Annotated in this window: 8 protein-coding genes; 6 read left to right on the top strand and 2 right to left on the bottom strand. The window is 71.1% G+C overall.

The window, feature by feature from the left end; all coding sequences use genetic code 11:
* Positions 1–3 precede the first annotated feature (3 nt).
* Positions 4–789, top strand: coding sequence for a thioesterase II family protein (locus ACZ7CF_RS40055; protein WP_470372296.1), 786 nt, complete (start codon positions 4–6; stop codon positions 787–789).
* Between the two features lie 61 nt (positions 790–850).
* Here ACZ7CF_RS40055 and ACZ7CF_RS40060 read toward each other — a convergent pair whose 3' ends face one another.
* On the bottom strand, positions 851–3,742 hold the full coding sequence (locus ACZ7CF_RS40060; protein WP_470372297.1) for a helix-turn-helix transcriptional regulator: 2,892 nt from the start codon (positions 3,740–3,742) through the stop codon (positions 851–853).
* Between the two features lie 1,207 nt (positions 3,743–4,949).
* Between ACZ7CF_RS40060 and ACZ7CF_RS40065 the strand changes: the two genes are divergently transcribed.
* From ACZ7CF_RS40065 to ACZ7CF_RS40080, 4 genes are all read left to right on the top strand, one after another.
* Positions 4,950–6,467, top strand: coding sequence for an acyltransferase domain-containing protein (locus tag ACZ7CF_RS40065; RefSeq protein WP_360384845.1), 1,518 nt, complete (start codon positions 4,950–4,952; stop codon positions 6,465–6,467).
* Entirely contained in the window at positions 6,464–12,088 is a 5,625-nt protein-coding gene (locus tag ACZ7CF_RS40070) for an SDR family oxidoreductase (protein ID WP_470372298.1), read from the top strand. Before ACZ7CF_RS40065 ends, ACZ7CF_RS40070 begins: the two co-directional genes overlap by 4 nt.
* Positions 12,089–12,303: 215 nt before the next feature.
* Positions 12,304–17,505, top strand: a complete 5,202-nt coding sequence (locus ACZ7CF_RS40075; RefSeq protein ID WP_470372299.1) for a type I polyketide synthase — start codon at positions 12,304–12,306, stop codon at positions 17,503–17,505.
* A 201-nt stretch (positions 17,506–17,706) separates the two neighbouring features.
* Positions 17,707–18,435, top strand: coding sequence for a helix-turn-helix domain-containing protein (locus ACZ7CF_RS40080; protein ID WP_360384839.1), 729 nt, complete (start codon positions 17,707–17,709; stop codon positions 18,433–18,435).
* An 8-nt stretch (positions 18,436–18,443) separates the two neighbouring features.
* Here ACZ7CF_RS40080 and ACZ7CF_RS40085 read toward each other — a convergent pair whose 3' ends face one another.
* On the bottom strand, positions 18,444–19,055 hold the full coding sequence (locus ACZ7CF_RS40085) for a TetR/AcrR family transcriptional regulator (RefSeq protein WP_470372300.1): 612 nt from the start codon (positions 19,053–19,055) through the stop codon (positions 18,444–18,446).
* A gap of 431 nt (positions 19,056–19,486) precedes the next feature.
* Here ACZ7CF_RS40085 and ACZ7CF_RS40090 point away from each other — a divergent pair, with 431 nt between their 5' ends.
* On the top strand, positions 19,487–20,380 hold the full coding sequence (locus tag ACZ7CF_RS40090) for a LysR family transcriptional regulator (RefSeq protein ID WP_360384835.1): 894 nt from the start codon (positions 19,487–19,489) through the stop codon (positions 20,378–20,380).
* Positions 20,381–20,396: the final 16 nt, after the last annotated feature.

Below are 20,396 nucleotides of genomic sequence, written 5' to 3' on the forward strand. Positions count from 1 at the left end.
ATCATGGCGAACGTTGCTCAGGGCGGCCGCTGGGTGAGGAAGTTCCGCGCCACGTCCGAGGAAGCCCCGCAGCTCGTGTGCTTTCCGTACGCGGGCGGATCGGCCGGGTGGTTCACCCGGCTCCGCATGGAGCTCGACGGCGAGGTCCAGCTGTCGGCGGTCCAGTACCCCGGCCGCCTCGACCGGCTCCGCGACGAGCCGATCGACGACCTGCACGTGCTGGCGGACGAGGTGTTCGCGGTGCTGGACAAGAGCCGGCCGCTGGCCCTGTTCGGGCACAGCATGGGCGCCGTGGTGGCGTTCGAGGTGGCGCGACGGCTGGAGGCCGTCTCGGTGCCCGTCTCGCACCTCTTCGCGTCCGGTCGAGCGGCGCCGCACCTGCACCGCAACGCGGGTGTGCACCTCATGTCCGACGACGACGTGGTCGCCGTGATCGAGGCGCTGGGTGGCGTCCAACCGGGCGTGCTGAGCAACGCCGATCTCCGCGCGATGGTGCTGCCCGTGGTGCGCAACGACTACCGGGCGATCGAGTCCTACCGGTGCGGGCCTTCCGCGGTGATCACCGCGCCGATCACCGCTCTGGCCGGCACCGAGGACCCGATCGTGCCACTGCCGGACGCGAGCGCGTGGATGCGTCACACCACCGGGTCCTTCGTGCTGGAGAAGTTCCCAGGGGGCCACTTCTTCCCGGTGGACCACTGGGGGAGCGTTGCGGACCTCGTGCGGCGCGAACTCCGCGTCGGCAGCGGGCTCGGCCGCGGCGGCCGAGCCGAAGCCGCAGGCGCCTGAACGGTGCGCCCACGTGCAGACCGGGCACCGCACAGCGGTGCCCGGTGACCCTGCTTTCAGGTCATGCGCGTGGGACGAGGCCCGCCAGTGCGGAGGACAGCTGGATGCGGCGGCGCACGCCGAGCTTGCGGTAGATGTTGGTCAGGTGGAACTCGACGGTGCGCCGCGAGACGTTGAGCTCGCGGGCGATCTCTTCGTTGGAGTTGCCTTCGAGGGCCAGTGTGGCGATGCGGTACTCGTGCGGCGTCAGCGTGAGCGCGCTGAGCCGGGGAGCGGGTGGCGCGGCGTTGGTCGGTTCGGGGTGGTGCGGCACCGGTGTGTGCGAGGTGGCGGCGGAGCTCAGTCCGGCGAGCCGTTGTCCCGGTTGCACGGCGACGCCGCACTGCCGGCCGAGTGCCTGCGCTTCCGCGAGGTGCTGCCGGGCGGCGTCGTGCTGTCCCTTCTCCCACCGCGTTGCGGCGAGTTCGAGCAGCACCTGTGCGTGCAGCATCCGCGCGGTCGACCGGCGCAGCACCGAGTCGGCCTCGGCCAGCCACGGGGCGGCGGCGGAACCACCGGTCACGATGCCCACCGTCAGCAGCGCGCGACCGATCACGGTCGGTGCGCCCCACTCCCGTGCCAGGGTCAGCTCCTGCAACGCGAGGTCGAGGGCCGGCTGCGGCTGTCCGAGCCGCAGGTGTGCCAGCGCCGCGAAGGACCGCCAGGGGCGCACCGCCGGGTTGCGCCGGTCCCAGGCCAGGAACCGCTCACCGCATTCGAGCTGGTCGGCGAGCGCTGCCTCGTGGTCGCCGAGCTCCATGCGCACAGCGCCTCTGACGTGCAGCAGGGCGGTGTGGTGCCAGGTCTGCGGCAGTTGTCTGGAGCGCCCATAGGGCGCCAGCGCGTTCTTCGCCGCGTCGAGGTCGCCCAGGGCCAGCTGAGCGCGAACCCAGGCGTCGGTGGCGTAGACGTGTCCCAGGTGGTCAGGGGCGAGCTTCGCGGTCCGTGCCGCGGACAACGCGAGCTCCGCGTCCGCGGCGGCCTCGGCGAAGGACCCGTGGTGGTGGTGCGCCCGCGACCGGAGCGAGTGACCGAGCATGGTGATCAACGACAGCCCCTGTCGCTGGGCTTCGAGCAGGACCTCGTCGCAGTGGCGCATCGCGAGCTCCGCCTCGTCGGCGCGCAGCAGGGCGTTGATCACTCCGAACAGGCGTTGCGGGTGCTGCATCGCGGAGGTCGCGCCGCCGGACAGCGCCGCGAGCGCGGCCTTGCGGCACAGGGCCAGCTCGACGCCCCGGTTGCTGGTGTCCTCGGCGATCAGCCCGGCCAGCCTGCGGCCGTGCTCGTCACCGCGGCGCCACTGCTGCTCGTCGAACTCGCGGAAGTCCACCTGCCGGGCGTCCGGGTCACCCGAGGGCACGGTGATCCGTTCCAGCAGGCGCATCGACTCGACGGCCGCGGGGATCTTGGACCCGATCTCTTCCATGGCCCGGCGCAGCACCTCGCTGGCACTGTCGTAGGCACCGTCGAAGTAGAGGATCTCCGCTAGCCGGCAGGCGGCCGCGAGGATCTCCTGCGGATCGTCCAGGCCGACCATTCCCTCCTCGATGTGCGCCACGGCCATCCGCGGGTCGAAGTACGTCTCGGCCAGACCGAGCCGCAGCAGCAGGTCCTGCCTCTGCGCGGCGGAGAGGTCCTCGTCGAGCGCCCTGGCGAGCAGTTGGGCACCGAAGCGGGCATCGCCGTCGGCGATCGCGGTGTCGGCGGCGGCGCGCAGGACCTCGACCGCCCAGGCGCCGGACTGGGCGGGCGTGTGCAGGACATGGCGTGCCACGACGACCGCGGGTGCCCGCGTGTAGTGCAGGAACCGCGCGGCCTTGGCGTGCAGCTGCTCGCGTTCCCGGTACCCGACCGCGCTCGTGATCGTGTTCTTGAGCACCGCGTGCGTGAACTTCAGCCCGCCGTCCGGGGTGAGCACGCCCATGCCTTCCAGCTGCCGCACCCGATCGGCGGCCTCGCCGGTGTCGAGGTCCACGACGGCGGTCAGCAGGGCCAGGTCCGCCGGCTCCACGGCCGCGATCGCCTTCGCGAGCTCGACGAGCTCGGGTGACTGGCGGTTGAGCCGCGCGAGCAGCACCTGACCGAGTTTCTCGCATTCGGGGCGCAGCAGGTCGTTCGCGGCGCTCTCCTCCGGCGGCACCGATCTTTCCCGCATCACACCCAGGATGTGCCGCGTCACCGTGGGACAGCCGCCGGTGGCCTCGACGAAGGCCTGCGCGAACTTCTCGTCCGGCGTCTGCCCGAGCATCCGCTCGGTGAGCTGCGCGATGTTGCGCGCGGTGAAGTACGCGAGCCTCATGCGCTCGGAGTAGATGTCCAGTTCCGCTATCAGCAGGGGATCGGTCGGCTGGATCCCCGGTGTGCGGGTCATCAGCAGGACGACCGGGAGCTTGACGACGCGGTGCACGAGGTAGTTCAGCCAGCGCAACGACGAGACGTCCGCCCACTGCACGTCGTCGATCACCAGGCACAGCGGTGCGCGCTGGGCGAAGTCGGCCGTGAAGCGGTAGAGGTCCCGGATGGCCCGCTGGAGTTCGAGCTCACCGACGTCATCCCGCTCGGCGGTGAGGTGCCCGGCGATGAGGTCGTACCCGGGAGGTGTGCTTTCACCGTTCCGGCCAGGCGGCAGCTCCTCGCGCAGGTGCTCGAAGAGCTGCTGGGCCACGGCGAAGGGCACGTCCCGCTCCATCAGCGAGCCCTTCGCACGCCAGACGACGAATCCGCGCTCGCGGGCGAGCTCGCACGCCACGTCCAGCAACGCGGTCTTGCCGACGCCGGGCGTGCCCTCGACCAGGAGTGTGAAGGGTGTCGCACGCTTCGCCGATTCGAGACCATCGACGATGCGTGCCAACTCCGCGCCGCGACCGACGAGCGTCTCGGCACTGCCTGAATGCTGGTGTGCGTCGGCGACCATTTATGCGCTCCGTAGTTGTCAACTGGCCCAATCGGGTGGTCTTTCGCTTCAAATCAGCTCATATCGCCCTGCTATCGATTCCACTTTATGAGTACCCATCGGGTCAAGTTCTCGATCCCTTGAGTCGAAAAGACTTCTTGGCGCCGAAGTCGCAGGTGAGAACGGTCGGACGCCCGTTCGGGCAGTCGTCGGCTGCACATCCGGGCGCGAGTGGCGCCGAGATTTGTCACACACCGCGAGACGGACTGATCGGGCAGGAAGCGGGTAGGGTCTCGAACGGGTCCGTACGAATTGCGCTGCCGATGAGTATTTGTGGTGAAACGATCGCCTCGTCCGCTGCCCGCTCGTCGATGTGGTGTGACACCGGAAGGCGCGTCAGTGGTCCGGTCGGACGGCCTTCATCGGATGATCGGCGGGTGCGACCACCAATCCAGCGGGTCTGTGCTGTGGACATCCGTAGTCTTCTTGAGGGCGGTCGGCGATGTGCGTCACTCTCTGCTTGTGAGCGCGCAGCTCATCCGCCTTCGGGGTGGAGTGCCTCGACCCCGTTACCGCTGGTGAACGCCTGTGGTCTTTCGGTGATCGCTGCTCCTGCGGCATACCTGTGGACTTCCGCAGGTATGCCGTCGTGAAGCTGTTTAGCCTCATTCGCGTGCCGTTCGAAGGGTGATGCCCCTTCCGAGAAATCGCTGCCGAACGACCCGTGGGGTGTCGTCCGGAGGGTGCGGCAGAAGACTGCAAGTCACTCGATGTTCACCATTTTGTGGTGCACGGTGAATGTGGTCCGCAGGGATGCCGCAACACAGACGCGGCGGCGACACCGCCGTCGTGAAGAATTCGGAGATGTGCGGGTGCCCGATCCCGCCCCAGCACCTCCCTGGCCCGTGGAAGGATTCATCGCGCCGGTCCTAGGAGTTCCTGCTGCGCGACGACGGGCAGTGCTCACCGATTTCCGGCAGGTGCGCACCGGCCGCCGGGACTCCCGCCGATGTGCTCGGCTGGAACGACGGCAGCCGACGGTGAGAGTACCCGGCGTCAACGGCGCGAAGGGCTCCGGTCCCGCCTGCCGGAACGAGCGCTCGTGGCGGTACGCGCACCACTGACATCCTGTCGAGCAAGCGACCTCCTGGCTTCGTCCGGAGCCTGCCCCGGTCCCCCGCCGGGTGCTTTGAAACCCGTTTTCCCGCTCCACGCTAAGGATCTCATCGTGTCTTGTTCGTCGTCTTCCTCGCCGGTCTTCCTGTTCCCGGGACAGGGCGGGTACCTGCCCGGTGGTCTTTCACGCGTGTGCGCCGACCGCTCACTGCCGGCCGTTGTCGGTCAGGTGGACGCGATCTCCCTCCGGCACGGCGGCCCCACGATCTCCACCCTGCTGGAGAGCGCGGACGCGCCGACCCTGGACGTGCTGCTGGCCAGTGACGTCCCTGCTCTGAGCCTGGCCATCTTCGCCACCGAACTGGCGGTCCTGGACCTGGCCCGTGAGCTCGCCGGCGTCACACCGGCTCTCGTGATCGGTCACAGCTTCGGCGAGTTCGCCGCGCTGACCGCCGCGGGAGCGCTCGACCTGGCGGACGGGGTCCGGCTCGTGATCGCGCGTGACCGTGCGCTGCGCGCCTCGCGCGACACCGAGGGAGGAATGGTCGCGCTGCGCGTCGGACGACAGCGGGCGAGCGCTGTCGTCGGCTCTCTCGCTGACCGCGGCCTGGCGGTCGCTGCCCACAACGGGTACGACCAGGTCGTGGTCTCCGGCCCGCACGAGTCGCTGGACCGGCTGACGGCGCTGGCCGGCCTGCTCGGGATCGAAGCGACGCGCCTGCGCGTCCCGTACCCGTTCCACAACCGGCTGCTGGCGGAGGCGAACCGGTTGTTCGAGGCGGAGGTGGCCGAGGTCCGGGTGCGCGCACCGCGAGTGCCGATGTACTCGCCGGTGCTGGGCCGTTACGTCGAGACCGAGCAGGACGGCCGCGAGATCCTGACCAGCCACCTCGAACGGGAGGTCGGCTTCCTGCAGGCCCTGGTGTCGGTGCGGGGTGACGGGTACGCGCACTTCCTCGAGTGCGGAGCGCGCGCCGCACTGACCGACCTCGTGGGTGCGTGCCTGCCCGGCGTGCAGACCGCGGCACCGCTGCGACAGCGCCGGACCCTCGACGAGCTGCGCGGCGCGTTCGCCACGTCCTCCAGCTCTGAGGCCGCGTCGAACGGGGCGCCGGTCGCGCAGGCCGGGTCGAACGGATCGTCGGTCATGCAGGCCGGTTCGAACGGGTCGTCCATTGCGAGCGCTGGTTCGAACGGGTCGCCGGTTGCGGGCGCTGGTTCGAACGGGTCGTCGATCACGAGCGCCCGAGCGGACGCGGCACCGGTCGAGCCCGCCCGAACGGGCACGCACCAGGTGCAGCACACCGCGGTTCCCGCCGCTGCCGTCCCCACGACGGCACCCGAGCCCGCAGAACCCGCGCCGTCCGGGGGCGCGGACGTTCCGGGCTTGGTGGACGAGCTGCGCACCCTCTACGCCTCCGCCGTCGGCTATCCGGAGGAAGTGTTCGAAGCCGACATCGAGCTCGAGGCGGACCTGGGGATCGACTCCATCCGGCAGACCGAGCTGCTCCAGCGCGCCCGCCAGAAGTACGACCTCCCCGAGGCCGACATCCGGATCACCGACTACACCACCCTGGAGTCGATCGCCGAGCTGCTCACCCAGCTCGGTGCCGGGCGGGTGAAGGCGTGAACAGTCCACGCAGCGGTGCTTTCGCCGACCGGATCTGCCTGGTGACGGGAGGCTCGAAGGGGCAGGGCCGGGCCATCGCGCGCGAGCTGGCCCGCGGTGGCGGCCATGTGATCGTGAACTGGTTCCACGACATCGACGCCGCGCGGCAGACCGTGGCGGACATCCTCGCGGAGGGCGGTTCCGCGGAGCACCTGCGGGCCAGCGTGGCCAAGCAGGACGCGGTCGAGGAGATGTTCGCCGACGTCGCACGCCGGCACGGGCGGCTCGACGTGCTGGTCAACAACGCCGCCCGCGGAGTGTTCGAGCCCGGTCACGTGCTCACCGACCGCGACTGGGAAAGGGCGATCGACACCAACGTGCACGGCCCGCGCCGTTGCTGCCGTGCCGCCTTCCCGCTCATGAAGGACCGCGGCGGCGCGATCGTGAACCTGGGTTCGATCGGCACCAGCGTCGTCATCGACAACTACAGCTGCGTGGCGGTGTGCAAGGGGGCCCTCGAACAGCTGACGAAGTACCTGGCCGTGGAGTTCGGGCCGCACGGCATCCGGGTGAACATGGCGTCCGCGGGAATGCTCGTCAGCGAGACGGTGAAGTTGTTCCCCCGCAGTGAAGAGGTCCTGGAGGCGACGGTCGCGGGAACTCCGCTCGGCCGCCTGGGCACGGTCGAGGAACACGCGAAGCTCGTGGCCTTCCTCGCCTCCCCGGAAGCGTCGTGGATCACGGGGGAGAACGTCGTCAACGACGGCGGCATCCGGCTGGGCGGTGCGCTGATCCGCGCCGGGGGCACGTGGGGCGACGCCCCGCGGCCGACGGCGGACGTCGTCGAGCCCAGCGCGTCGGGGGTGGCGGTTCGCGATGTGCCGGTTCGCGCCGCCGACAGTGCGCCTGCCCGCGCTTCGGACGGTGCGCCTACCCGCGCCTCCGACAATGCGCCTGCCCGCACCTCGAGCCGCGCCGCGGAACCCACGCCCGGCCGTGAGGGTGACGACGATGCCATTGCCGTCGTCGGGATGGGACTGGTCGTCCCCGGTGCGGAGTCACCCGAGCAGTTCTGGGAACTGCTGCGCGCCGGCGAGCCCGCGTTCAGCGAACCGGGGGACCGCTATCCGCTCGACACCTTCTGGGCCGCCGATCCCGGCGACCGCGACCGCACGTACGCGCGCACCGCGGGCTTCGTGCGGATGGGGCGGCACGAGGACGTCGCTCCCGACGCCAGCCTGTCGTCGTCCTGGCTGCGCCACGCCCTGGGGCAGGCGTTGCCGGCCGGTCCGTCGTCCCGTTCCTCGCTGTTCATCGGTGCCTGCTCCGACGGCGACCAGCACTTCGAGCAGGCCATGGTGGTCGAGGGGTACGCCCGCATGCTCGCCGAGGCCTGGCCGACGCCCGCGGGCCCGGACGCGGAACGGCTGCGCTCCCTGCTGCGCGAGCGCTACCGGCTGGCCGCGGGCAACCCGGAAAGCCACCTGCCGGACGGGGTCGTCCGCAACGCCGTGCGCGGCCTGCTGCCGGACACCACGCCCGTGACGATCGTGGACACCGCGTGCTCCTCGTCGCTCTACGCCATCGACCTGGGTGTGGCCGCCCTGCTGGAAGGCAGCACCGACCTGGCGCTGTGCGGGGGCTACTTCATGGTCACCCCGCGGTTCAACGTGCTGTTCAGCAAGCTCGGCGGCCTCAGCCACCGGGGAGCGGTCAACGCGTTCGACGGCTCCGCGGACGGCACGCTCTTCTCCGACGGCGCGGCGGTGGTGGCGCTGCGCCGGCTGGGTGACGCCCGCCGCGACGGCCAGCAGGTGCTCGGCGTGCTGGCGGGGTTCGGTGCCGCGGCCGACGGCCGGGGCAAGGCCATCGCCGCCCCCAACCACCGCGGGCAGGAACTGGCGATCGCACGCGCCGGGCACGGGCAGGAGCACGCCCCGGTCTGGGTGGTCGGGCACGGTACCGGCACCAGGGCGGGCGACGAGGTCGAGCTGGCCGCGCTGAACCAGTCGGCCGGCCGGGAAGTGTTGTGCACCAGCAACAAGTCCCTGATCGGGCACACGGGGTGGGCCGCGGGCGCGGTGTCGGTGATCCACGCTCTGCTCGCCCTGCGCCACGGTGTGGTCCCCGCTCAACGGCCACGACCCGGCGCGGCGGCGACCGCGGAACACGTCACCGTCCCCGCGCAGGACACGCCGCTGCCCGCCGGACCGCGCCTGGTCGGCGTCTCCGGGTTCGGGTTCGGCGGGACCAACGGGCACCTGCTGTTGCGTGACGAGCCCGGCCCCGGCGAGCCCGTGCCCACCTCCCGGCCGCCGGCGAAGGACGACCGCGTCGTCCTGGTCGCGTGGAGTGCCCACCTGCCGGGGGCGCCGACCTCGGCCGAAGTCGCGACGCGCCTGGGCGAGGGGCGTGCGCCCGCTGACGACGCGGCCTTCCCGATGCCCTACCCGGCGCCGGAGTGGAAGGTGAGCAGGCTGCCCGCCGCGGTGTCGGACGCCATCGACCGCACCCAGCTGATGGCGCTGGACGTGGCCGAACGCTTCCTGGCCGAACACGGGCAGCTGTGGGAAGGCCGCGAGGAGACCACCGGTGTCATCGCCGCGCACTACGGACCGACCCTGTCCTGGTACCAGTCGGCGCTGCGCTGCTACGCCGACGACCTGCTCGCCGTCACGCCGGGTGAGCTCGACGCGGACGAGTTCGCGGAGGCCGCGCGAGCCGTGGGCCGCGCGGTGCGGGCAGGAACCCCCGAGTCCACCCCGGACACCCAGCCCGGTCTGATGGGCAACGTCATCGCGTCGCGCATCGCCAACCGCCACAACCTCAACGGTGCCGTGCAGCTCGCCGACGCCGGACCGGACGCCACCGCGCACGCGGTCCAGACGGCGGTGCGGCACCTCCTCGGCGGAGCGCTGGACCTGGCGCTCGTGCTCAGCCTCAACGGCAACAGCACCGACGAGCTGCGCACCCTGCTCGGTCGCGGCCCCCTCGGCGAAGGCGCCTTCCTGTTCGCCTTGGCACGGGAGAGCACCGCGGCCGCCGCCGGATGGCCCGTGCTCTGCCAGGTCTCGGTCGCCACCGGCGGCGCCGGAACCCGAGCCCCACGGCCGCTGGACTACCTCGGCGCCAACGGCGCGTGCGACCTCGTCGGCGAGCTCACCCGACTGGGGAAGACCCCCCACGTGATCGCCGCCGGCCCTTCGGCGCCCGGGATCGTGCTGACACCACACCGGGCCACCCGGCCGGCGCCGCGCAACGAGCGCTACGTCTGCACCTACGTCGAAGAGCCGGCTTCCGGCGCCGAGTGGACCACCGCTCCCGGGCCGGACTGGCTCGTCGTCGTGCAGCCGGGGTGCGAGGAGTCGGTGCCCGCACACGTGCGCGCGTACGGTGCTCACATCCACGTGCTGGACGAGACCGCACCGGTCGAGGCCCAGTTCCCCGACGCCGCGACGGGCGCTGGCCGGTTCAGCCACGTCCGCCTCTTCGCCTCCACCGGTTGGCCGGCGCCCGGCGACACCGTTGCGGAAGGGACTCTCCGCGCGCACGAAGCGCTGTTCCTCGCGGCGAAGTCCTGCCGCGACCGGATCGACGCCGGTGGCTCGCTCGGCGTGCACCTCGTCGACGAGCTGCGCAGCGGAGTCCCGCACTCCTCCGCCGGCCTGTTCACCGGCATCGTCAGCAGCCTCGCCTGGGACCTCCGCGGGGCGCGGCTGGCCGTGGTGATCAGCTCGGAGACCGGCGCCTGGGACACCCTGAACCGGGAACTGGCCGGCTACCGCGGCTATCCGGCGGTGCTCCACCACGACGGTGTGCGGCTGCGCACCAAGCTGGTGCCCGCACCGCTCGACCTGAGCTCGAACGTGTCGCCGCTGCGGCCGGGGTCGGTGGTCGTGGTCACCGGCGGCGCGCGGGGCATCACGGCGGCCTGCGCGAAGGAGCTCGCCTCCCGGACGCCGTTGCGGTTGTGGCTGCTGGGCTCGTCGCGGCTGCAGGACGTGCCCGAGGACCTGCTGTACGCGGGCGACGAGCAACTTCCCGGCCTGCGGGCGAACTTCCTCAAGACCGAACGCGCCCGCACACCCGGTGCCACGGTGCGGGAGGTCATGGCCCGGTTCGACCGCCTGCTCAACGCCCGCGAGTCGCAGCGGAACCTGCGGGAACTGCGCGCGCTCTGCGGTGAGGACGCGGTCGACTACCTGACCTGCGACCTCACCGACGCCGAGGCCGTCCGCTCGGCCGTCGAGACGATCCGGCAGGTCACCCCGGACGTCGACCTGCTCGTGCACGGCGCCGGCCTGCACAACGGCGGCGACATCTCCCGGCTGACGGTCGACGGGCTGCGGCACGTCCGCGGGGTCAAGGTCGACGGGTACCGCAACCTCAAGGCCGCGTTCGGCACCGCCCAGCCCGCCCAGTGGTGCAACTTCGGCTCGGTGGCCGGCCTCGTGGGGCTGCCCGGCGAGACCGACTACGCGCCCGGCAACGACTTCCTCCACGGCGCGGCCCGCCAGGCGGCACTGGTCCGCGGCGCGGACGAGCGCACGCTGATCTGGCCGATCTGGGCGGAGATCGGCATGGGCGGATCGGAACTGATGCAGGGCAACAACGAACGAGCGGGGATCATGGCTCCGCTCGCCCCGGCCGAGGGCGTGCGGCACCTGGCCGCCGAGCTGTGCACGCCGTCGGTCGCCCAACCGCTGGTGGCGTTCCTCAACGCGAAGGAACGCGCGACCTTCGGCGAGCAGTTCCCCGGCTTCGTGCACCCGGTACCGGAGCGCACCCGGTGGATGCTCGGCACCCCGCACCGCACCACCCGCGGCACCACCCAGTGGCTGCTGGACCTCGGCGAGCGCACCGCGGGGTTCCTGGTCGACCACACGGTGAACGGCAAACCGACCATGCACGGCACCGGTCTGGCCACCATCGCGGCCGAAGCGGCGACCGCGGTGGTACCCGGCTTGCCCGTCCGCACCCTGGAGAACCTGCGGTTCTCGGCGTTCGTCGCGCCGAAGGCCGGGCCGGGCAACCCCTACCGGGTGACGGCGCGGCTGGACGGCCCTGACCGCGTGCACGTCCGGATCACCAGCGACGTGGTGGACCGGCGTGGCCGGGTGCTGCGCGCGGACCGCCAGCACTTCGCGTGCGACGTGGTGCTGGGCACCCTTCCGGTCCCGCCGCTCGCCAGGAACGTCGTCACCGACCGGCCGTCGGAGGACCCCTACTACCGCGATGACAGCGCCGTGGTCCTGCGCGGGGTCTACCGCGCGAGCACCGACGGCAGGGAGGGCCCGGACGGCACCAGCTCCCGCTGGGTGCTGGTCCCGCCCGCCACCGAAGCCGACCGCGCACTCCTGGAGAACCCGCCGGTTCCCACGGTGATGCTGGACGCACTGGCCCGGACCCGGTTGCTGCGCACCGACGGCAACGGCGTCCACCTGGTGGCGGTACCCCGCTTCATCGACCGCATCGAGTTCTTCGCGACGGGCAGCGACGCGGCGGTGAGCAAGTCCAACCCGGACGGAATCCTGCTCATCCACGTCGACGACGCGAACGTCGAGGAGGCGGTGAACGTGGACGGCCGGGTCCTCATCCGCATCTCCGGTTGCGAGACGTTCGACGTCGGCGACACCAGCTGAGCGTGGCGCCCCGACCACCTCGGTCGGGGCCGTCACGGCATCCGGCCCGACCCGGATGCCCGGCCCCACCGGCCCGGCGGCTGAGGTCGTCGCGCCGGTGGGCTCCGCGCTCGTCATCATCGCCCGGCCGCACCCGCCCTGCGGCCGGCTCCCGGAGCTGGCTGGGAGACCCCGTGAGATCGAGGCGGCTTGACCGAAATCTGTGAGGTAGCAAAATGACGCGTTTGAGTTCTGGTAGCCCGGACAACGACGTCGCCGTCGTGGGTCTGGGCATGAGGTTGGCCGGTGGCATCTGCGAACCGGCGGACTTCTGGGCCGGCTTGATCGCGGCACGCAGTGAGGTCGGGGACCTCCCCCGCGACCGGTGGTCGTCGTACCCGGCACACGGTCCGGCGGCCGCCGCCGCGGTGGACCGGGCGGTCAGCCGTGCCGCCTACCTGGAGGACGCCGCGAGCTTCGACGCCGAGTTCTTCGGCGTCACACCCAGAGAAGCGGTCCTGATGGACCCGCAACAGCGCCTGGTGCTGGAAGTGGTGTGGGAAGCACTCGAACACGCCGGAATCCCGCCTCTGTCGCTCGCCGGCAGCAACTCCGCCGTGCTGATCGGCGTGGGTGGCGGTGAGTACGGGCAGATGCTGCTGAACGATCCCGAGCGGATCGGTCCGTGGAGCAGCATCGGCGGCGCCTACTGCGCCGTCGCGAACCGGGTTTCGTACTTCCTCGACCTGCGCGGTCCGAGCCTGGCGCTGGACTCCGCGTGCTCGTCCTCGCTCGCGGCGATCCACTTCGGACGGCAGGCGCTGCTCTCCGGGGAGTGCGACGTCGTGATCGCGGGCGGGGTGAACCTGATCGCCGCACCCGCGCAGACCCTGTCGCTGGGCGCGTCGGGAGCGTTGGCGGCCGACGGCAGGAGCAAGCCGTTCGCCGCCTCCGCCAACGGGTACGGGCGCGGCGAGGGTGCCGGTGTCGTGGTGCTCAAGCGGCTGGACCACGCCCGGCGTGACGGCAACAACGTCCTGGCCGTCGTCCGTGCGAGCGCGGTGCGGCAGGACGGCCGCACCAACGGGATCATGGCGCCCAACGGCGTCGCACAGCAGGAGATGCTCCGATCCGTCTACGCCGGCGCCGGCATCGATCCGTCCGCTGTGGACTACCTGGAAGCGCACGGCACCGGCACGCCTCTCGGTGATCCGACGGAGGCGGCCGCGGCCGCTGCCGTCCTCGGAGCCGGCCGGGCACCGGACTCGCCTCTGCTCATCGGATCGGTGAAGGGCAACGTGGGGCACCTGGAGGCGGGTGCGGGGGTGGTCGGCATCATCAAGACTGTGCTGGCCATGCGTGCCGGTGTCCTGCCGCCCACGGTGGGAGCGCGGGACGGTGTCAACCCCGCGGTCGAGGCGGAGCGGTCGGTCAAGGTGGTGACCGAGCCGACCGCCTGGCCGGAGGTCGCCGGAAAGCCGAAGCTGGCCGGTGTGTCCAGCTTCGGCTACGGGGGCACCATCGCGCACGTCTGCCTGGCAGAAGGCGACCCGCTGGAACCACACGGGGAGCGGGACGCCACTGACGCCCCGTCCCTGCTCGTCCTGTCCGCCGCCACCCAGGAGGCGCTCGCGCCGACGGTGTCCAGGCTCGCGGACGTGCTGGAGACGGGGGAGCAGGACGTCGACGCGGTGGCGGCCACGCTGGCGCTGCACAGGTCGCACCTGCCGTGGCGGGCCGCCGTGGTCGCCACCGATCGCGGCGAGGCGGTCGACCGCCTCCGGGCGTGGTCCGCGACCGAGAAGGTGCCGGGGGTGGTGCACGGCAGGGCGACCGAGCAGGCCGCCGGACCGGTGTTCGTCTTCTCCGGCCACGGTTCCCAGTGGGCGGGCATGGGACATGAGCTGCTCCGGTCGAGCACACCGTTCGCGGCCCTGTGCGAGCGGCTCGACCCGGTGTTCCGCGAGGAGGCCGGGTACTCGCTGATCACCGAGATCGACGAGGGGGACTGCACGCGGACGGACCGCATCCAGGCGACGTTGTTCGCCATGCACCTGGGCCTGGCCGAGGTGTGGCGGTCCTGGGGTGTCGAACCGGTGGCGGCACTCGGCCACTCGATGGGCGAGATCGCCGCGGCGGTGACCGCGGGCGTGTGGAGCGCGGAAGACGCCGCCCGGTTCGCCTGCCGCCGCGCGGCACTGCTCGGGACCGTGGCGGGACGCGGTGCCATGGTCCTGCTCGACGTGCCGTTCGACGAGCTGGAGGAACGGCTCGCGGGCAAGTCCGGCCTGACGGCGGCGATCGAACCGGCCCGCGGGTGGTCCGTGCTGGCGGGCGACGTGGCCGCGGTGGAGGAGTGCACGACCGTGCTGGCCGAAGAGGGCCGCGTGGTTCGCCGAGTGGCTTCCGACGTCGCTTTCCACAGCTCGCACATGGACGGGCTCGTCGACGACCTCGGCGCTGCTGTGCACGGGTTGTCGATCGGCCCGGCGTCGTTGCGGCTGTACGGCACGATTTTGGACGACCCGCGTTCCGGCGCACCACGGGACGCCGGTTACTGGCAGCAGAACCTCAGGCGCCCCGTGCGGTTCGCGGCGGCCGTGGAAGCAGCGGTCCACGATGGACACCGCCACTTCCTGGAGATCTCACCGCATCCCGTCGTCGTCCACAACATCGCTCAGATCGCGGAGTCGCTGGCCGTTCCGGCGGTCACCGCGGCGCACTCGCTGCGTCGCGCGCAGCCGGCGCTCCCGGAGCTCACGGCACAGCTGGGCAGGCTGCACTGCGCCGGAGTCGACGTCGACTGGCGAGCCCGCTGGCCCCGCTCGGCAGCGGTCGCGTTGCCGCGCACGGCGTGGCAGCACAGCCGGTACTGGCTTCCCGAGGCGCCCCTGGACCGGGGGACAGGAGGCCACGACCCGGAGTCCTTCACCCTGCTCGGTTCCCGGCTGACCGCTGCCACCGTGCCGCCTTCTGCCGTGTGGCAGACGACCCTGTCGCCTGAGAACAGGCCGTACGACGCTCCGCACACCGTGCACGGCGTGGACATCGTTCCCGCCGCCGTGCTGTTGTGCACGCTCGCCGACGCGATCACGGGTGCTGCCGACAAGCCGCGCCACCTCCGCGACGTCGTCCTGCGCACCCCTCTGCCGGCCGAGCAGGACCGCGCCGTCCAGGTCGTCCGCCAGGACGGCAGGGCGGTGCTCTCCTCCCGTCTGCAGGAGGCGTCAGAAGAGACGTCCTGGACCACGCACACCTCCGCTCGCGACGGCGGTGCCGGCACCGTGCGCGCCGACGCGGCCGAGGTCGTCGGAGACCCGGTGCTGCCGATGCTCCCCGTCGGCACCGACGAGGTGCTCGACCTGCTCCGGCCGCTGGGGGTGTCAGGTCTGGCCTTCGACTGGCAGGTGGACCACCTCCGGCACGACGACGACGTGGTGCACGCGACCGTGTCGACGCCCGGCCGCGCGTCCCACTGGGCCGTGGTCCTCGACGCCGCCACCACGCTGTCCTCGCTTCCGCTGGCCCGGCAGGGCATCTACCGCATGCCCGCCTCCATCGAGTCGGTCGAGTGGACCGGTCCCGCTCCGTCGTCGGTCCACCTGGTCGCACGCCTGCGCAGCGGTACCACCGACACCATCGACCTGGACCTCCAGGGGACCGGCGGACAGTCGTCCGCCAGGGTCACCGGGCTCCGGTTCGGCGTTCTCGACGCGGACCAGACGCTGATCGCCGACCCGAGGACCTTCCTGCACGGGCTTTCCTGGCAGCCGCTGGAGGTCCCGGCCGTCGAGACGCCCGCGGCCACGGTCACGCTGGTCTCGACCGAACCCTCGGCGACCGCGGAACAGCTCGCGGAGCACCTCGTGCGGGCCGGTCTGCCGTGCACGCTCGTCAAAGCCGCACAGGACATCTACCCGCCCGCGGGCGACGGGCCGCACCACGTGGTGTACCTGGCCCCGTACTCCGGACCGGGACAGGAGTACGACGCCACCGTCCGCCACCTGACCGATCTCGCCGACGTGACCCGGTCCGCGGCCGAGGCCGACCGGCCGGGAACCAGGTTGTGGGTCCTCACCAGGGAAGCCCTGGCCTGCACCACGTCCTCCGGTCTCGCGCATCGGCCCCTGTGGGGAGCCGCACGGGTGATCGCCTCCGAACACCCGGAGCTGCGCGGTGGCGTGCTCGACCTGGAGGGAGGCGACGACGACGCCGCGTTCGAGCTGGTGGCGCGAGTCCTCAACGAACCCCCCGCGGAGGACTGGCTGGTCGTCAGGAACGGTGAACTGCTCGCCGGTCGCGTCGTTCCCCGCCCGGACCGCGCCCAGACCCCGCCGGTGCCCCTGCGACCCGACGCCACCTACGTGGTCACCGGCGGTCTCGGGGCACTCGGGCTGGAGGCGGCGCGGCACCTCGCCTCACGGGGCGCCCGCCGGCTGGTCCTGACCAGCCGGCGTGGACTGCCGCCGCGTTCCACCTGGGAGGAGCAGCACGACGACGCGACCCGGCGCGCCATCGGCGTCGTCGAGGAGCTTGAGGGCCAAGGGGTGAACGTCCTCCCGCTCGCCTTGGACGTGACCGACGCCGACGCCGCACGAGCGGTGCTGACACCCGACTTCCTGCGCATGCCGCCCATCCGAGGCGTGGTCCACACGGCCGGAGCCGTGCACGGCCGCCTGGTGGACGACCTGGACGAGGAGTCGATCCGGGAGACGCTGCACGCCAAGGTGCTGGGTGCGGTGGTGCTGCACGAGCTGTTCCCGCCGGGGAGCATCGACGAGATGGTGCTGTTCTCCTCCACCGCACCGCTGGTCGTGCTGCCCGGTTGCACCGCTTACGCCGCGGCCAACTCGTTCCTGGACGGCCTGGCCGCACACCGCCGGCACCGAGGCGGGAACACCACCTCGATCGCCTGGACGGTCTGGCGTGACACCGGCATGGGCAAGCTCAGTGCCGACGGACTGCAGAGCATGGAGGCCCAGGGCTTCGGTGACATCACCCCGTCCGAGGCGCTGCGCGTGTGGAACTGCCTGCACACCACGGATGACGGCTACGCGCTGGTGGTCAGGCCGACCACACCGCCGCCGGGGGGACGTCGCGCGCTGTTCGAACACGTCCGCGACCCGCGGAACGGCGAGTCGCGCGGAGGCTCGGCGGCGGAACCGGTCACCCTGCTGCGGGACCTGCCCGCGGACGAGGTGTCCGACGCGGCGATGGCCGTGATCCGCAGCGTGGTGGCGGCCGAGACCGGTGTGCCGGAACACCGGATCGAACCCGAACGGCCGTTCTCGGACATCGGCCTGGACTCGGTCATGGGCATCGCGATCCGGGGCAAGCTGCAGCAGGGCACCGGAGTCGAGCTGCCCGCGGGCATCCTCTGGACCCATCCCACACCGGCGGCCCTGACCCGCTACCTCGTCACGACGGCGGCGCGGTGAACTCAGAAAGCCGATCACCCCTGCCTCGCGCCGTGGCGTGCGTGTCGTGCGTTCATGATCCCAGACCAATTGTTGAGTCGAGGCCGATCAGTCCATTCGGCTCGTCGATATATGGCACCGCGTGTTGATCCGACTGGAATAATCCGGTTAGGGTCGGCGCGTTCATGAATATTTTCAGAATCCCGGTCATCGGAGGTTCGGATGACGTCTGCGCGCGGTTCCTCGGTGAGCACGGCGTGGGTGGACGAGACGTGTTCCGCGGAAAAGTCCCAGGGGGCGGTTGAAAAGGCGGTGTTGATCATCCGCTACCTGGGGAGGAAGGGCGGGGTCTGCTCCCTGGCCGACATCGCACGGGACCTGCAGCTCGCCAAGACGACCGCTCACCGGCTGCTGCGCACGCTGGAGGCGGAGCAGGCCGTCCGGCGGATCGCCAACGGGTACGAACTGGGCGACCTGCGACTGACAGCGGGGTTGACGAGCGACGACCACGCCCTCTTGCGGCGGCACGCGCTCAAGGGCATGTTGCGCCTGTACGAGCTGACGCACCTGCTGGTGCAGCTCATGGTCGTGGAGGACAACGTGGTCCGCTGCGTGGAGCAGTTCGAGCCTCCCGGTGCCGGCTTGCTGTCCGGTCCGGTCGACTTCGGCCGGTCGTGGTCCGCGCTGGAGACCGCCGCCGGAAAGGCGGTGCTGACGCTGAAGGCGCATCGGAGCTCCTCCGGCCGGCCCGCCTCCCGGGTCGCGCACGACGACGGGGTCACTCACCGGGGTCTGCGCACCTCGGCCGTGCCGGTCGTCGCGGACGGCCCCCTGTTCGCCGCGGTGTCGGTGACCGGGCCGCAGGCGTTCGTCGCGCGGGGGGAGGTCCAGACCGCGCTGGCGCACGTGGCGCGCTTGTACGAGCCGTTGTGCGCAGGTCTGGCGAGCTGAGCCAGGCCTCAGCTGAGGTCGCGCAGCACGGCGCAGACGATCCTGGTGAGGTGCTCGACCAGGGGGTCGACGGGATCGGTCAACCCCCTGGTCACCCATTCGGTCACCACCTGGGAGATCCCGGAGACGAGCGCCAGCGAGGCCCGCTGGAACAGCACCCGGTCGTGCTGGGGGCCGACGACCCCGCGGACCAGGCGGCCGAAGAACTCCGCCTGCCTGCGCATGGACTCCCGGCGCAGTGACTCGAGGCGCGGCACGTCGATGTAGATGATCCGCGCCCGCTGCGGGTGTTCCGACAGCATGGTGACCAGCGCCTTCATCATCGGGAAGATGAGCTCGCGCGGACCGGACGGGTTGCGCGGCGAGGCCTCGACCATGCCTTCGAGCAGCCACCTGTTCTGCTCGGTGTGCACCTGGAACACCAGGTCACCGCGATCGGTGAAGTGCTCGTAGAAGTAGCGCTTCGACACCTGCGCGCGAACGCACACGTCCGCGACCGTGACGTCGTCGTACGCGCGCGCCGAGAACAGCTCCAACGTGGCCTCGACCAGTCGTTCCCGTCGCTGAGCTGACCGTTCGAGGCGGGACCTTCCGCCGTAGGAGTCTCCTCGTGGCTTCATCGGCGCGGTGCCCGGTGTCCTTCCCGGCTCGAAGTGGTCCTCACGCTCAGTACCTATCACCGGCGGCGAATCTGCGCCACCCGCGTTCCGGACCGCGGAGCCGCGCGCGGTCGTCGCACTGCGTCATCAGTCGGGAACGTCGGCGTTCTGGTTTCTTGCTGCAACGGGGTTCTGGATAGGAATCTTGATAGCCCTAAAGGGTGAATCTCCGTGTCAATTGGAATCAGCGTAACGCCTGGACCAGGCAGTTCAATCAAGAACGTTCACGTTCCAGACCTTGCGCAGCCCTCCGGTGGCGGACATACTGTCGTGAACCGGCAACCGGAGGGTGAGTGAAACCGACGGTCGCGTTTTTGGCGACCGGTGATGTCGTCGAATGCGAAGGTGTCGATTTCGGCCAGCCCGGTGCCGCGACGTGAATGGTGGTCTTCGTGGGCAACAGGGTGGAGCTCAGGCATCTGCGATATTTCGCCGCGGTGGCCGAGACGTGTCATTTCGGTCAGGCCGCGAAACGGCTCAACATGGCCCAGCCCGCGCTGTCGAACGCGATCAAACAATTGGAGGACGAACTCGGCGTCAGCCTCCTGGTCCGCACCACGCGGCGGGTGGAGCTCACCGAGGCCGGCAAGTTCTTCCTCGACGAGGCGCTGCACACGCTGGGGCGTGTCGACGCCGGCATCCACGGTGTCAGGCTGCTGAACGAGGGGCAGTCCGGACTCGTGCGCATCGGGCTCACCTGCTCGGTCACCTTCGCGCACATGCCGTTCCTGATCCAGTCGATCCGCAGGGAGCTGCCCGGCGTCGAGTTCGAGGTGCACTCGGACCTCTCGACAGAGGAGCAGTGCGTCAGGCTCCGTGACCAGACGCTCGACCTCGGGGTCGTGCACCCGCCGGTTCCCGACGGCGTGGAACTGATCCCGATCTGCGAGGAGCCCTTGATCGTCGTCCTCCCGCTCGACCACCCGCTCGCGGAGAAGAAGTCGGTCGGCATCGCGGACCTGCGGGACGAGTCCTTCATCACCGGGGCGAAGCCGGAGACGGGCATAGCCAACGCGGTGATGAAGATGTGCCTGAACGCCGACTTCAGCCTGCGGAAGAAGCACGTGGTCTCGAACATGCCGACTCTCCTCGCACTGGTCGCCTCCGGTCTCGGGATCGGCGTGGTGCCGGACGCCGCCCGCTCGGTCCCCGTCCCGGGCGTGACGTTCCGCCCGCTCAGCGAAGCGCCGATGGTGCCGGTGGCCCTGGCGTGGCTCAGGTCGAAGCAGTCCCCGGTGCTCGCCGACGTGGTGAGGACGTTCGAGGGCCTTCTGTCGAAGGTGTAGTCCCGGACTCGACCTC

The sequence above is a fragment of the Lentzea sp. NPDC036955 genome (assembly GCF_055608005.1).

What these genes read in the sequence shown, in the direction of transcription:
- ACZ7CF_RS40055 (WP_470372296.1), top strand. Translation starts at nt 4, where the DNA reads ATGGCGAACGTTGCTCAGGGCGGCCGCTGGGTGAGGAAGTTCCGCGCC.
- ACZ7CF_RS40060 (WP_470372297.1), bottom strand. Translation starts at nt 3,742, where the DNA reads ATGGTCGCCGACGCACACCAGCATTCAGGCAGTGCCGAGACGCTCGTC.
- ACZ7CF_RS40075 (WP_470372299.1), top strand. Translation starts at nt 12,304, where the DNA reads ATGACGCGTTTGAGTTCTGGTAGCCCGGACAACGACGTCGCCGTCGTG.
- ACZ7CF_RS40080 (WP_360384839.1), top strand. Translation starts at nt 17,707, where the DNA reads ATGACGTCTGCGCGCGGTTCCTCGGTGAGCACGGCGTGGGTGGACGAG.
- ACZ7CF_RS40085 (WP_470372300.1), bottom strand. Translation starts at nt 19,055, where the DNA reads ATGAAGCCACGAGGAGACTCCTACGGCGGAAGGTCCCGCCTCGAACGG.